This window comes from Ruegeria sp. YKSF070 (assembly GCF_059612725.1).
In genome coordinates this window covers 1-13393 of sequence record NZ_JBXWRD010000083.1, presented here as the reverse complement: position 1 = coordinate 13393, position 13393 = coordinate 1, and the positions used below count along the sequence as shown (strand labels likewise).

Here is a 13393-nt window from a genome sequence, read left to right as displayed (position 1 = left end):
ACCTCCGGTCACGTTCTGGCCCGACACGAATTGCTGTGACACGTTCAGGATTGCGGTGTCGTTGCCATCGCCCCCCGTCATCGAGTCGTCGCCCAGACCGCCGATCAGCGTATCGTCGCCTCCGCCGCCTTCGAGCGTGTCATTGTCGGCACCACCATCCAGCAGGTTCGTGTCGGTTGTCGACACCGGTGGCACGGTGACTCCGGTCGCCGAGATGTTCAGCGTTGCCACCTGCGTCGACGAGATCGTTCCTCCGCCAAAGCGCTGCAAGGAGATGATATAGGTGCCATCTGCCGCGAACGTGTGCTGGATGAAGGAATCACGCCCGCTGGTCGAACCGCCAGCCCCATTTGATGTGCTGCTGTCATCATTCGACGTGATCTGAGTGCCGTTATTGTCGTACAGCGCCAAAACGGTGTCATAGTCCGCGCCATCGATGTCGAAAGTCCAGACCTGACCGGCTTCTGCGGTAAAGCGGAACGCTTCCTGCGTTTCATCCGAACCGGTGATTTCCAGAGTCTGGTGCGGAACCGTGGTCGGATCGGCGACATTGTCAAACGATTCCAGCGACCAGTTCTCGGGCAGGGTCATCGGGTTGGACACCGGGTTGTTGACCGTATTGTCGACCACCGTGGGTGCGATCGTCTGCGTGACACGAAGAAGGTCGTCGCCGGGTCCGCCCAGCAAGGTGTCCTGACCTTCGCCGCTGTTCAGCACGTCGTTGTCCAGGCCACCGTCAAGCTCGTCATCGCCGTCGAGGCCCAGAATGGTGTCGTTGCCGTAGCTGCCGCGCAGCGTATCATTGCCCGGTGTGCCGACCAGGGTCTGATCGCGCAGCGCCTGCAATTCGGTGAGGTTGAACGTCCGGTCGGTAAAGCGCACGAATTCGACATTGCGCAGCGTCACGACACCCTGTCCGGTGTCGATCCGCAGCGCATCGTCCGGCCCGTCGACCGAAGCGCTTGTACTGACAATGCTGAACACAGCGGTATCGGTTCCGTCACCACCGTCCAGGGTGTCGTTGCCGCCCCCACCGGACATCTGGTCAGCCCCTTCGCCACCGTTCACGGCATCGTTTCCAAGGCCGCCATCCAGGGTGTCGTTGCCACCGTTACCATTGACGGTATCGTTGCCCTCGCGCCCCCAGAGACGGTTGCCATTGGCGTCACCATCCATGCTGTCATCGCCACGGCCACCAAAGGTATTGACGGTCGTCAACGTGCCCAGATCCGAAACCGCCATGGTCCGATCCAGGAAACGCACGAATTCGACATTGCTGATGACCACATCGCCATCCGGGCTCTGGATGGTGATCGGATCAGAGGACCCGATGATGTTCACGTCACTGCTGTTGGCATTGACGACAACGGTATCGGTGTCCGCACCACCGTCGACAGTGTCATAACCGGCGTTGCCGCGCAGGCTGTCATCGCCGGCGCCGCCGTTGAGGACGTCGTCACCGGGACCGCCGGACAAGGTGTCGTTGCCGCCCTCGCCCGAGATCGTGTCATTGCCACCCAGACCACCGATCGAGTTGGCATTGTCGTCGCCGGTCAGACTGTCATTTCCATCCGTGCCCGACGAGGCGTTGATGGCAGCGATCACGTTCTGGGCCGCCTGCGAGGGGTCGCTGGTGCTGGCGTTGAACACCTGTCCGTTGGTCTGGTCGGCCAGTGCTTCAAGGTCCGAGTTGGCCGTCGAACTGTTCCCGATCACCACTGGCAAAACCTGCAACGGCACCGGGCCATAGGGATCCGAGAAGGGGGTGTCGGTGTAGTCGACGAAATTTGTGCCCTGTACCTGCTCGATCGCGGTCTGCAACGGCACCGCATTGCCGACCGGCGGCGGCGGAACCGCGATATCTGCCGCGAGCGCCTTGCTCACCACTTCGGCACGCAGTTGCGGGTCGTCGGCATCCTCGTCGGTGAACACGATGATCTTGTTGGACTTGTTACGAGTGTCCCAGGTGCCGGCATTGCCGTTGATGGCATGCAGAAGCGCGGTGTTGAGGTTCTCGGTGCCGCCCGAGGTCGAGGTCGACAGGTTGTTCAGCGCCGCCAGTGCCGCTGCTTTGCGGTCGGCCACGCTGTCTTGCTTGGTGAACGACAGATTGGTGACCGTGTTGCTGTCCCAATAGGTCACGATCGCCAGGGTGCTGGCCACCGGTTTCTCGGTCGTCCCGAAAAGGGCATTTGCAATCTCGATGGCCGCAGCCTTTGCCGCCGCGATGTCATTGGACATCGAGCCGGTCTTGTCGATCACGATCACCACGTTCTGACCCGGACAGGCGAACTCGCCGGTGGTCAGGTTCATCTCACCATCGGCGAACCGGGCATATTCCACATCTTTCAGCGTGTCGGTTCCATCCGGGCTGTTGGCCCGGTTGTCCGCAACCGTGATGGTACCATTCGCGTTCGAGGTGATCGTATAATCGCTGCAATTGCCGCTGAAGACAGCCCGGTCGGTCCCGGTACCACCATTCACAGAGTCGTTGCCGCCGCCCCCTTCGAGAACGTCATTGCCGCCATTCCCGTAAAGGTAGTCGGTGCCATCCCCCGACTTGAAGTAGTTGCTGCCGTTACCGCGGCCCCAAAGCAGATCGTTGGTGGCCGGGTTGTTGCCCGACGTGTCCTCGTTGCCCGAACGGGCAAGAGCCAGGTCGATGGCCGCCCCGCCGGTATACTCGGTACCCGGAATGATCGCTGTGTCGGAATCGACGCCCTCATACGACAGCCGGTTCGGTTTGGACAACTCATCGTTGATGTCCTTTTCAAAAACCAGCGTCGGGCCCTTGGCGCTGTCCGTGCTGGTCGTGCCCCGAGGAGAATCCCCAATCCCCTGAAGCGCGTGAACCAGTTCGTGCCGCAGCACATGTTCGATCTCGACCGCAACACCTTTGCCGTTGGCATCAAAATAGGCCAGGTCGGAAACCGCCGCGAAATCCAGCTCGACCCGACCGGTTCCTCTAAAGGCCCGAGCCTCGCCGGCCACGAACTTGATATCGAGCGGCAGGGCTGCGGTGACCTTGTCCAGCAGGGTCTTGCCGGTGGCCGAATTCGCATACATGTCACGCAGCGCATTCTCCAGAATGGTCTGCTGTGCAGCCGAATAGCCTGTAAATGTCGTGTGCGACAAAACTGTTTCAATGGTCATGATCGTTCCCCCAATTGTTCAATGTTCCGGGCGGCGCGGCCTCTCTATCCGCCACCGACAACAAAATCTCCGCAACCCCTCGCGCTCACTCATCAACCTCGTGCAATGCTGCGTGCCACCAAGTATCGACAGCACCGGCCTCGTCGTCGAGCAACGGCAGGCCGTGTCGCAGGAGCGCGACATACAGCGCCTTGTAGAACGCGGCGCTATTGCCGCGTTCCGTCTCGATCCATTTCGTCACGGTCATGTCGAATGGAACGAAGAAATTCTGTGGGGCGGTGCGAAACGCCCAAGCCATCGGCCCCGCAAGCGATCCGGGCACGCAATCCTCTTTGGCGGTCCAGCTTTCGGAAGGCTGTCCGGCGGAGACATGCGATACATAGGATTCCGTCGCACCCGCCAGGCAGGCAAAGGACATGCTGCGCCAGTCTGGTCCGGTTGCATAGGCCTCGGGTGCTGCGCCCTGCGACCGCAAGGCGCCATCGGCGATCAAACGCAGGTCGGACGCGAACAGGGTCAGTGACAACCGCCCCGATCCGGTCTTTGACAAAGCCAGCCATGGCGAAACCAGCCGTGCCCCCACCGGAGGCCAGGACACCGGTCCGGCGGTAGAGTCCGTAAAGGCCGGGGCCGTCATCACGGTCAGATCAACAGGCACGCCAACACGACCCGCTGCCGCCATCGCGGCAACAAGCAAATCAAGATGCTGCCGCGCCAGTCGAAGCGCATCCTCGTCGGTTTCGGGCCGCTTGCTGACGCTGTTCAGGATATCCCCTGAAATTGCAGAAACAGTCATCTTCCAACCGTCACCTTCATTACAGCCCCCCTTCGCAACGAGTTCAGACCCAAGAAAACCGAGCACCGCAACAAGGCAGAAGAGCAGGCGCCAGCCAACCGGACCCTTCGTTTCGCATGTCACGTCAATGTGCATGCAACCCACCAATCACCCTGTGACACACGTGGTTCGGCCCCCGTTCGACCTTCCTATCAAACTACTGTGCACGTTTTGACGCATTCGTTACTCGAAAACCTATTCCATTTTTAATATAGATTGAAAGCGCGATATTTGACGCAGATCAATTCCGAAATTTTCTCCGATAGCCGGGGAGCAATGAAAACTGGCCGCGTTCGTTTTTTGCCGCCAATGAAAACCCTTACGTTCTTCAAGTTCGTGAAACGACATCGTGGCGTCGAGTCTAAAAGAATCGCACGCACATTTCAAATCATGGATCATAGTACGGCACCGCGCCGTGCTGCCCACCGGAAACAGCATGAAAACCGAGGCCCGCGTTCGATAGGATCGGGGTCGGTTCAGAATCCGCTGAGCAACACGAAACCGATAGCGATGGCCAGCAGGAAAAGAGTTTCGACCACCAGAATGACGCCGTAGCTCGGCTTGACATGGGCAATGGTCGCAAGGCTTGTCTTTACCCCCAGGGCCGAGATGGCGATCACAAGGCACCAGCGCGACAGGGTTCCGATGGCGTCGATCACAACTTGCGGGATCACGCCGGAATTGGCCAAGACCGCCAGTGCGATGAACATCACCAGGAACCAGGGCAGGGTGACCCGCTGGCTTTGCGCGCCGCGAAAGCTGAACATCACGACCAGCATCACCACCGGCAGCAGCGCAACCCGTACCATCTTGACGAATGTGGCGATGACGCCCGCCTCGTCGCTGATGGAATAGCCCGCGCCCACCACCTGCGCCACGTCATGGATGGTGGCCCCGATCAGGAACCCCGATTGCAGATCGGACATGCCCAGGCTGGCAAACAGGATCGGATAGGCGATCATCGCGATGGTCGACAGCGCGGTCACCCCGATCACCACGAACAGCGTGTCCTGCTCGCGATCGGCCCGCGCGGGCAGGACAGAGGCAATGGCCAGCGCCGCCGACGCCCCGCAGATTGCCACCGACCCGCCCGCCAGCAGGCCAAAGGCCATGCGGCGCCCAAAAAGATAGGACAGCGTGGCACCACAGGCGAGCGTGGCGAGCACAAAGCCCCCCACCGCGCCCACGGCGCCATAACCGATGCTTTCCACATCGCCAATGCTCAGCCGCAGACCCAGCAGCCCGACCCCGAACCGCAACAGCGTCTTGGCCGAGAAATCGAGGCCGGGGGCAAAGGCGGCATCGCGATGCAGAAAGTGAAAGGCCATGCCGATCAGCAGCGCGAACAGCATGGCCGGCGCCCCGTAATGCTCGGACAGAAAGGTAGCGGCGGCCGCCACAACGCAGACCAGAAGAATGCCACCAAAGTGGGTGTCCCAACGGGACTTGAGCGCCGATACCATCGGTTATGTCCTTGGCAGTAAGGGGGTAGGGGTGGCCTTAGGCCACCCAGCGTCCCGAATAGTCAAACGCGTTGTCGTAGCCGAACAGCGCCACCGCGCCGCCGGTATGCAGGAACACAACCCGCTCTCCCTTCTTGAAATGCCCCTTGCGGATCAGGTCGATGAAGCCCGCGGCGCCCTTGGCCGAATAGACCGGGTCGAGCAGGATCGCCTCAAGCTCGGCAAACATGCGGATCGCCTCCAGCCCGCTTTCGGTGGGAATGCCATAGCCTTCGCCGACATAGTCGGTATTGGCGACCACGTCCTCGCGCGCGACGACACCTGGGCAACCCAGCTTCTCGGCGGTGGCGCAGGCCAGATTATAGACATTCTCTTCCTGCTTGGGCTTGGGTGCCCGCACACCGATACCCAACAGCGGGATCTGTGCGTTCATCGCCTGAAGCCCGGTGATCAGCCCGGCCTGAGTGCCCGCGCTGCCGGTGGCGTGCACGATATGATCCACCTTCAGCCCGCGCTCGTTGAACTGGTTCAGCATCTCGAAGGCGCAGTTCACATATCCCAGCGCGCCGGTCGGGTTCGAGCCGCCACCGGGGATGGTATAGACCTTGCGGCCATCGGCGCGGAACTTCTCGGCCACCTTTTCCATCTCGGCATTCATGTCCAGACCGCTGCCCGGACGCTTTTCAGTAGTGGCGCCATGCAGATGGTCGAGCAGCACGTTGCCGTTGTTGTTGTAGTTTGCGTTGTTCGAGCCGGTCCGGTCCTCGAGCAGGATATGGCAATCCATGCCCAGCTTGGCGGCGAATGCGGCTGTCTGGCGGGCATGGTTGGACTGGGTCGCGCCCTGCGTCATCACCATGTCGGCGCCCTGCAACTCGGCCTCGGCCATCAGGAATTCCAGCTTGCGGGTCTTGTTGCCGCCGGTGGACAGGCCGGTGCAGTCGTCCCGCTTGATCCAGATCTCGGGCCCGCCCAGTTCGGCGGTCAGCCGGTCCAGCCGTTCCAGCGGCGTCGGCAGATGGGCGATGAAGCGGCGGGGATAGCGGGCAAGATGCATGGGCTTAACTCCTGAATTGGGTTTAGGGCAACTTACCCTCGAATTTCCGGGCAATCTAATGCAAACTGCGCGGGATAACATGCATGAACGGCATATTATAGGGGCAGGGCGATGCAACTGGACTGGATCGACGACATCCTGGCGGTGATTGACACAGGGTCTCTGGCGGCGGCGGCGGAACGCCGGCTGTTGACCCAACCCGCCTTTACACGCCGGGTGCGCGGGATCGAGGAGCGGATCGGCGCCGCACTCTTCGACCGCAGCCGCAAGCCGGTGGCGGTGCTGCCCGGCGTTCTGGCGCTCGAGCCCGAGCTGCGCGAACTCAGCGGACGTTTGCGGCGGTTGCAGCAGGATCTGCGGGTCTCGGCCGAGGATGCCCGGCGCGGGGTCACCCTAGTCTGTCAGCATGCGATCACCACCACCATCTCGCCCCGGATCGTGCGGGATCTGACCGCGTCTCAGGATATCTCGGTCCGGGTGCGTTCGGGCAACCGGGATGAATGCCTGATGCTGTTGTTGTCGGGCGAGGCCGATTTCGCGGTCGCCTACGAGGTGCCGGGCGAGCGTGACCCGATGCTGCCGCAGGCCTTTGACCGGGCCGAGCTGGAAACCGACCTGCTGGTCCCTGTCCATGCGCCGGGGCTGGAGGCAGCGGGCGCGCGCCCGGCGATGCCGGTGATCGGCTATCCGCCGGATGTGTTCCTGGGGCAGGTGTTCGACCGCTTTGTTGCCCCGCGCCTGCCGGCGGGGTTCACCTACGAGGTGCGCGCCGAGACCGCGCTGACACTCGCCGCCTGCGAATATGCGCTGGGGGGCATCGGGGTGGCCTGGTTGCCACTGACACTGGTGGCACCACATCTGGCGGCGGGGCGGCTCTGCCGGGCCGAGGGCCTGCCGGAACAGCCGCTGACAGTCACCCTGATGCGATTATCGGGCGGCAGCCCACGCCGGAGCGACCAAAGCTGGCAAATGCTCAGCCGCCAGCCCGGCCCGTCATAGGGCGTTCCATACTTTCTGGCCGGTCTCGTCCAGCCGGTCGCGCGAACAGAACAGCGACAGGGTCAGCGGTGCCTGCCAGTCCGGACCGCCGATGATAGTGACCCGTCCGGCGGCCAGTTCCTCAGCAATCACGCTTTCGGGCAGCCAGGCCATGCCGCTGCCCGACAGCACCCGCCGCTTGATTGCCTCGGTCAGTGCATCCATGTAGCGGATCGCCAGCGGCGGGGTGCGATTGCCGATGGTCTGGTCGACCACGGTGCCCAGAAAGCTGCTCGGATCATAGCTGAGATAAGGGATCATCTGGCGCCCGTCTCCGTCCAAATCCCAGCCCCCCGCCTGAGCAGCCCCGGTCTCGGCCACCGGATACATCAGCTCGACCCCGATATCCTTGCGCGCGAACTGTTTCTCCTCGAACACCGGCTGCACGTCCTGATGCCGGTAATAAAGCAGGAAATCGCAGGTCCCGTCCGACAGCAGCTGACAACAGGTGCGCAGGTTGTCCGAATAGACCCGCACCCGCAGGTTGGGGATCAGGTCCTCGAACTCGGCAATCCGCCGGGTCAGGTAGTTGACCGAGATCGTGTGCAGCACCGCAAAGCGCTGGAACGCGGTCACCCCCTGTTCCTGTGCGCGCAGCACCTGCCGAATATCGGTCAGGCTGGCGATAGCTTCCTGCGCCACCGGCAGGAATTGCTGACCCGCCTCGGTCAGTTGCACCGGGTAGGTCGAGCGTTTGATCAGCGGGGTACCCAACCAGTTTTCCAGCGACTTGATACGACGACTAAAGGCGGATTGGGTGATGTTGCGCTCTTCCGACGCACGGGTGAAATTCAGCGTCCTCGCCAGGCAGGTGAAATCACGAAGCCAGTTGATGTCCATCTTTGCGCCCTCGTTTTCACCATAATTACCTGATTTTGCTTATTTATGCAACATTCGCATAGTTTAATGATGTATTTGAGTTGGCCATAACGCCCGACCCGTGCCTAGCCTTTTCATTAGCATCCGACCGTCACCCGCTGGGGGCGCGGAGCACATATGCGGGGCAGACGGCGCCAAGAACCGAACCATCCCCGCCCATCCAACCGGGAGACTCTGAATGAACCTGAACCTGAAAACCGCAACGGCAAGCGTACTGGCTTTGGCCTGTGGTCTGGCGGCGGGCACGGCCTCGGCCGAAACCACGCTGCGTCTGAGCACCTATGTGAACGAAGCCGATATCCGTTACGCGGGTTTTACCCATTTCGCCGATCTGGTCGCCGAAAAGACCGGCGGCTCGGTCAAGGTCGAGGTGTTCCCCTCGGCCACGCTGCACGGCTGGTCCGAGGGCGTCGATTCCGTCCAGGGCGGCGTGTCCGATATCAGCTGGATCAACGCCGACAACCGGCTGCCCTGCTATGCGGTGACCTCGCTTTATCCCGCCGAGGTGAGCCTAGAGGACCAGACCGGGCTGGACGCCGCCTATGCCGCGCTGATCCGGGACGAGGCCGCCAATGCCGGGCTGGTGCCGCTCTTTAACTCCAACTACTCCTACGACCAGGAATGGTGGTTCGAAGAGCCGGTTGCCGATATCGGCAATCTGGACGGCAAGCTGGTGCGCTCGATCGGGCCGCTGGTATCGATGATGATCGAGACCTGGGGTGGCGAGCCGGTCTTTGTGGCCCCCAAGGAAGTGTTCCAATCCGCCGAGCGCGGCGTGGTCGATGGCATCAACATGGGCGTGGCCACCTATTCCTCTTGGAAGCTGTGGACCGTGATGCCCTATATGGTCAACGCCAACCTGTTCTATGGCAACATCCAGTACATGATGAACAAGGCCAAGTTCGACGCGCTGAGCGCGGATGAACAGGCAGCGCTCACCGCAGCGGCGGCCGAGACCGAAGCCTGGCTTCAGCCGCGCTACGAGGCCTGGGTAGACCAGCAGGTCGGCAATGCCGTCATGCAGGGCGGCGGGGCTGCCGTATCCATCTCGGACGACCAACGCGCCAGCCTGATTGCCAGCGTCAAACCCAAATGGGACGAGACCGTGAACAATGCCTGCGGCAACGAGCTTGCCGACAGCATCCGCTCGCTGCTGGCCAGCCACGCACCCTGATCGGCGGAAAATACCTGTGGCCCCGCACGACCGGGGCCACAGTTGCCGCTTATTCAAAACCTGAGAGGTCTGTCATGAATGACGGAATCGACCGCCTGATCCGGGGTGTCGAGCGCGGCGTCGTATGGCTCGCCGGGCTGGGGGCCGTCATCGTTCTGGTCCAGATGGTCTGGATCACCTACGGCGTGTTTGTCCGCTATGGTCTGGGCAAGCCCGACCGGATGGTGACCGAGGCCACCGCGCTGCTCCTGTTTCCCGTGGCCTTTGCCGGGCTCGCCTTTGCCCTGCGCGAAGATGCCTTTCCCAAGGTGACCATGCTGACCGACCAGCTGCGCCCGGGGGCGCGGCGGTTCTTCGACATTCTCAATCACCTGCTGATGTTGGGGGTAGGGGGCTTCTTTGCCTATGCCGGTGTCAGCGCCACGATCCGTTCGTTCAACTCGGGCGTGGCCTCCGAGATCCTGCACTGGCCCCGCTACATGTTCTGGGCACCGGGCGCGGTCGCGCTGGTCCTGTTCACCCTCTACACCGCATTGCGCCTGATCCGCCTGATCACGCGCCCGGCCCCGACTGGAGACCTCTAATGGAATGGTATGTTGTCGGCCTGGGACTGCTGGGCCTGTTGATGCTCTTCATCTCCATCGGGTTGCCGATCCCCTTTGCACTGGCCGCCGCATCGCTGCCGTTTCTCTGGCAGATCCAAGGCTGGAAAACCTCGATCGTGTCTTCGGAGTTGAAGCTCTGGGGCGTCTGGATCGACTATATCCTACTAGCGGTCCCGCTGTTCGTGTTCCTGGGTGAGCTGATAGGCAAATCGAATATCGGGCCGAACCTCTATCAATTCCTGCATCAGGGCGTGCGGCTGCGTGGCTCTGCCGCCTATGGTTCGATCGGGGCCAGCGCCGGGTTCGGCGCGGTCTGCGGCTCGTCCATGGTGGGGGCGCTCACCATCGGCGGCGTGGCCTTGCCCGAGATGTTGCGGCTGGGCTATGGCAAGCGTCTTTCGTCGGGCGTGCTGGCCGCCGGCGGCACCTTGTCGGTGCTGATCCCGCCCAGTCTCATCCTGCTGTTCTATGGCATCGTCACCGATCAGAGCATCGGCGACCTGTTCATCGCCGGTGTGATCCCCGGCATCATCCTGGTGTCTAGCTTTGTCGTCGTGGTGCTGATCTGGGGCATGCTTCGCCCCGAGGATATCCCCGGCAGCGAGGATGCGGCCAAGATGCCGATGCGGATGATCCTGGCCACAGTCGGCCCGGTCGTGCTGATCGGTCTGGTGATCACGGTTGCCATCTATGCCGGTATCGCCACGCCCACCGAGGCCGCCGCCGTCGCAGCCTCGCTGACGGTTCTGCTGGCCTTCTGGGTCGGCGGGCTGACCTGGCAGGGGTTCAAGGAGGCGATCTTTTCCACCATGCGGACCATGGGCTATCTGGGTCTGCTCTTGTCGGCGGGGGTGCTGTTCGGTTTCGTGCTGACCTACTACCGGGTGCCGCAGCAATTTACCGAGCTGTTTTTGTCCTTCGACCTGTCGCCCTATACGGTCCTGGCCATCGTGCTGGTGTTCTACATCATCCTGGGCATGTTCCTGGAACCGGTGTCGATGACCTTCATCACCCTGCCGACGATCTATCCGCTGATGAGTGCTGCTGGCTTTGACCTGATCTGGTTCGGCGTGGTCTACACCATCACCATGGAAATCGCGGTGCTGACACCGCCGGTTGGGCTGAACCTCTACGTGATCCAGGCGATCAGCCGCGATCAGGTCACCATCGGTGACGTGATCATGGGCTGCCTGCCATTCATCGGGGCGATGATCCTGCTGATCGCGGTGCTGATCGTGGCGCCCGACGTGGCGCTCTGGCTGCCGGAGCAGATGCGCTGATGCCGGGCCTGCCATATCTGCGTGAGGGGTCGGGGCCGGTTCTGGTCTTTGTCCATGGCTATCTGGGCGGTGCCGCGCAATGGGAACAGGAAATCGCCCGGTTCAAGGACGCGTTCGACGTGATCGCGCCCAACCTGCCGGGTTTCGGTGCCGCCGCCGACCGACCGGGATGCACCAGCATCGAGGAGATGGCGGCGGCGGTACTGGATCTGCTGGACGAGCTGGGCATCGCCGAATTCCTGCTGGTCGGCCATTCCATGGGCGGCATGATCGCGCAGCAGATGGCAGCCGACCGGCCCGATGCGGTCAAGCGGCTTGTGCTTTACGGCACCGGGCCGCTGGGGCTGATGCCCGACCGGTTCGAGCCGATCGACACCTCGCGCGAACGGCTTCTGGCGGATGGGGTCGAATGCACCATCCGGCGGATCGGGGCCACCTGGTTCCGGGCGGGTGCGGCGGCGACGGGCTATCCGCTGCTGGTCGAGATCGGCGCCCGGGCCAACCCGCAGGCGGCGATGGCCGGATTGGGCGCGATGGCCGCCTGGGACGGGCGCGCGGCGCTGCCCCGGCTGAGCATGCCGACCCTGGTCCTGTGGGGCGATTGCGACAAATCCTACCGCTGGCCGCAGATCCACACGCTCTGGTCCAACATTCCCGATGCGCGCCTGTCGGTGGTGCCCGGCGCCTCGCATGCGGTGCATCTGGAGAAACCGGGCTTCTTCCACGCGATCCTGGCCGATTTCCTGACCGAACCCTGACAGCTCTGGCAAATCCTGCCCGTTTGCGCTGAGATGCCCGCGTATCGGACCAAACGGGGGTGGCGATGATCCTGTGCTGCGGCGAAGCGCTGATCGACATGATTCAGGCCCCCACCACCGGTGGGGCGCGCGGCTTCCTGCCTCAACCGGGGGGCGGGGCGCTCAACACCGCGATTGCGCTGGGGCGGCTGGGACAGCGGGTCGGGCTGGTCACCGCGCTGTCACGCGACATGTTCGGCCAGCAGCTGGCCGAGGCGCTGACCGCCAGCCATGTGGACCTGTCGGGCGCGGCGCGGGTGGATCGGCCGACGACGCTTGCCTTTGTCCGGCTGCGCGACGGCCAGCCCGAATATGCCATTTACGATGAAAACAGCGCCGGGCGGATGCTGGGCGCCGCCGATCTTCCCCCGTTGCCGGAGGCAGCCAAGACCTTGTGTTTCGGAGGCATCAGCCTGGCCTGCGAACCCGGCGCCGACGCCTATGCCGATCTGCTGAGCCGCCACGGGGCAGGGCGGGTGGTGCTGATCGACCCCAATATCCGGCCCGCCCTTGTCGAGGACGAGGCGCGTTATCGCGCGCGGCTTACCGCGATGATGGCGCAGGCCGATATCCTGCGCCTGTCGGACGAGGATCTGGGTTGGCTTTACCCCGAGGCGCCCGATCTACGAACCGGGGCGCGGGCCCTGCTGGCTCTGGGTCCGGCGCTGGTGGTGGTGACGCGCGGCGCGGCGGGCGCGGAGGGCTACCTGCCGGACGGCACCGAAATCTCTGTGCCCGCCCTGCGGGTCACCGTGAGCGACACCGTCGGCGCAGGGGACACGTTCATTGCCGGGCTGCTGGCCTCGTTGTCGGATCAGGGCCTGCTGACACCGGCCTCGCTGGCGCGGCTCAACCCGGAACAGCTGACGGTCGCATTGAACCATGGGGCGCGGGTAGCGGCGATCGCCGTGTCGCGCGCCGGGTCGAACCCGCCCTGGGCGCATGAGCTGGCCATGCCGCATCGTGATTGAGCGGCGCCCTTTTTGGGCGCCGGTATGGGTTCAGTAGACGACGACGGAGCGGATGCTTTCGCCGGCATGCATCAGGTCGAAGCCCTTGTTGATCTCGTCGAGGCTCAGCGTGTGGGTGATCATCGGGTCGATCTCGATCTT

General features: G+C 63.0%; 11 protein-coding genes. 6 read left to right on the top strand and 5 right to left on the bottom strand.

Features of this window, described 5'->3' with window-relative positions; genetic code table 11:
* The 4 genes from AC2FL1_RS22600 to cuyA all read right to left on the bottom strand — a co-directional run.
* A partial coding sequence (locus AC2FL1_RS22600; protein WP_496878419.1) for a calcium-binding protein occupies nt 1-3153 on the bottom strand: 3153 nt, incomplete at its 3' end.
* Between the two features lie 85 nt (nt 3154-3238).
* Nucleotides 3239-3949 (bottom strand): hypothetical protein, encoded by a 711-nt coding sequence (locus AC2FL1_RS22595; RefSeq protein ID WP_496878418.1) that lies wholly within the window; start codon nt 3947-3949, stop codon nt 3239-3241.
* A gap of 515 nt (nt 3950-4464) precedes the next feature.
* Nucleotides 4465-5451 (bottom strand): YeiH family protein, encoded by a 987-nt coding sequence (locus AC2FL1_RS22590; protein ID WP_496826783.1) that lies wholly within the window; start codon nt 5449-5451, stop codon nt 4465-4467.
* Between the two features lie 37 nt (nt 5452-5488).
* On the bottom strand, nt 5489-6508 hold the full coding sequence (gene cuyA, locus AC2FL1_RS22585) for a D-cysteate sulfo-lyase (RefSeq protein WP_011241939.1): 1020 nt from the start codon (nt 6506-6508) through the stop codon (nt 5489-5491).
* A 111-nt stretch (nt 6509-6619) separates the two neighbouring features.
* On the opposite strand from cuyA, the gene AC2FL1_RS22580 reads away from it, so the two are divergent.
* Complete coding sequence (locus AC2FL1_RS22580) at nt 6620-7507, top strand: LysR family transcriptional regulator (protein ID WP_496878417.1); 888 nt, start codon at nt 6620-6622, stop codon at nt 7505-7507.
* On the opposite strand, the gene AC2FL1_RS22575 is transcribed toward AC2FL1_RS22580, so the two are convergent.
* Nucleotides 7502-8386, bottom strand: a complete 885-nt coding sequence (locus AC2FL1_RS22575; RefSeq protein WP_496878416.1) for a LysR family transcriptional regulator — start codon at nt 8384-8386, stop codon at nt 7502-7504. The genes AC2FL1_RS22580 and AC2FL1_RS22575 overlap by 6 nt on opposite strands.
* A gap of 217 nt (nt 8387-8603) precedes the next feature.
* Between AC2FL1_RS22575 and dctP the strand changes: the two genes are divergently transcribed.
* The 5 genes from dctP (at nt 8604) to AC2FL1_RS22550 (ending at nt 13252) form a co-directional block, all read left to right on the top strand.
* The gene (gene dctP / locus AC2FL1_RS22570) at nt 8604-9599 is read left to right on the top strand and encodes a TRAP transporter substrate-binding protein DctP (RefSeq protein ID WP_496826790.1); all 996 of its coding nucleotides are present in this window, start codon (nt 8604-8606) and stop codon (nt 9597-9599) included.
* Nucleotides 9600-9673: 74 nt separating this feature from the next.
* Entirely contained in the window at nt 9674-10183 is a 510-nt protein-coding gene (locus AC2FL1_RS22565) for a TRAP transporter small permease (RefSeq protein WP_496826792.1), read from the top strand.
* On the top strand, nt 10183-11484 hold the full coding sequence (locus AC2FL1_RS22560; protein WP_496826794.1) for a TRAP transporter large permease: 1302 nt from the start codon (nt 10183-10185) through the stop codon (nt 11482-11484). The genes AC2FL1_RS22565 and AC2FL1_RS22560 overlap by 1 nt, the downstream gene beginning before the upstream one ends.
* The gene (locus AC2FL1_RS22555; RefSeq protein ID WP_496878415.1) at nt 11484-12242 is read left to right on the top strand and encodes an alpha/beta fold hydrolase; all 759 of its coding nucleotides are present in this window, start codon (nt 11484-11486) and stop codon (nt 12240-12242) included. The genes AC2FL1_RS22560 and AC2FL1_RS22555 overlap by 1 nt, the downstream gene beginning before the upstream one ends.
* Before the next feature lie 65 nt (nt 12243-12307).
* Nucleotides 12308-13252, top strand: coding sequence for a carbohydrate kinase family protein (locus AC2FL1_RS22550; RefSeq protein WP_496878420.1), 945 nt, complete (start codon nt 12308-12310; stop codon nt 13250-13252).
* The last annotated feature ends 141 nt before the right edge of the window (nt 13253-13393 follow it).

Excerpts from the sequence above, each read along its gene's own strand:
- AC2FL1_RS22595 (WP_496878418.1), bottom strand. The coding sequence starts at position 3,949 with ATGACTGTTTCTGCAATTTCAGGGGATATCCTGAACAGCGTCAGCAAG.
- AC2FL1_RS22590 (WP_496826783.1), bottom strand. The coding sequence starts at position 5,451 with ATGGTATCGGCGCTCAAGTCCCGTTGGGACACCCACTTTGGTGGCATT.
- cuyA (WP_011241939.1), bottom strand. The coding sequence starts at position 6,508 with ATGCATCTTGCCCGCTATCCCCGCCGCTTCATCGCCCATCTGCCGACG.
- AC2FL1_RS22580 (WP_496878417.1), top strand. The coding sequence starts at position 6,620 with ATGCAACTGGACTGGATCGACGACATCCTGGCGGTGATTGACACAGGG.
- AC2FL1_RS22575 (WP_496878416.1), bottom strand. The coding sequence starts at position 8,386 with ATGGACATCAACTGGCTTCGTGATTTCACCTGCCTGGCGAGGACGCTG.
- dctP (WP_496826790.1), top strand. The coding sequence starts at position 8,604 with ATGAACCTGAACCTGAAAACCGCAACGGCAAGCGTACTGGCTTTGGCC.
- AC2FL1_RS22565 (WP_496826792.1), top strand. The coding sequence starts at position 9,674 with ATGAATGACGGAATCGACCGCCTGATCCGGGGTGTCGAGCGCGGCGTC.
- AC2FL1_RS22560 (WP_496826794.1), top strand. The coding sequence starts at position 10,183 with ATGGAATGGTATGTTGTCGGCCTGGGACTGCTGGGCCTGTTGATGCTC.
- AC2FL1_RS22555 (WP_496878415.1), top strand. The coding sequence starts at position 11,484 with ATGCCGGGCCTGCCATATCTGCGTGAGGGGTCGGGGCCGGTTCTGGTC.
- AC2FL1_RS22550 (WP_496878420.1), top strand. The coding sequence starts at position 12,308 with ATGATCCTGTGCTGCGGCGAAGCGCTGATCGACATGATTCAGGCCCCC.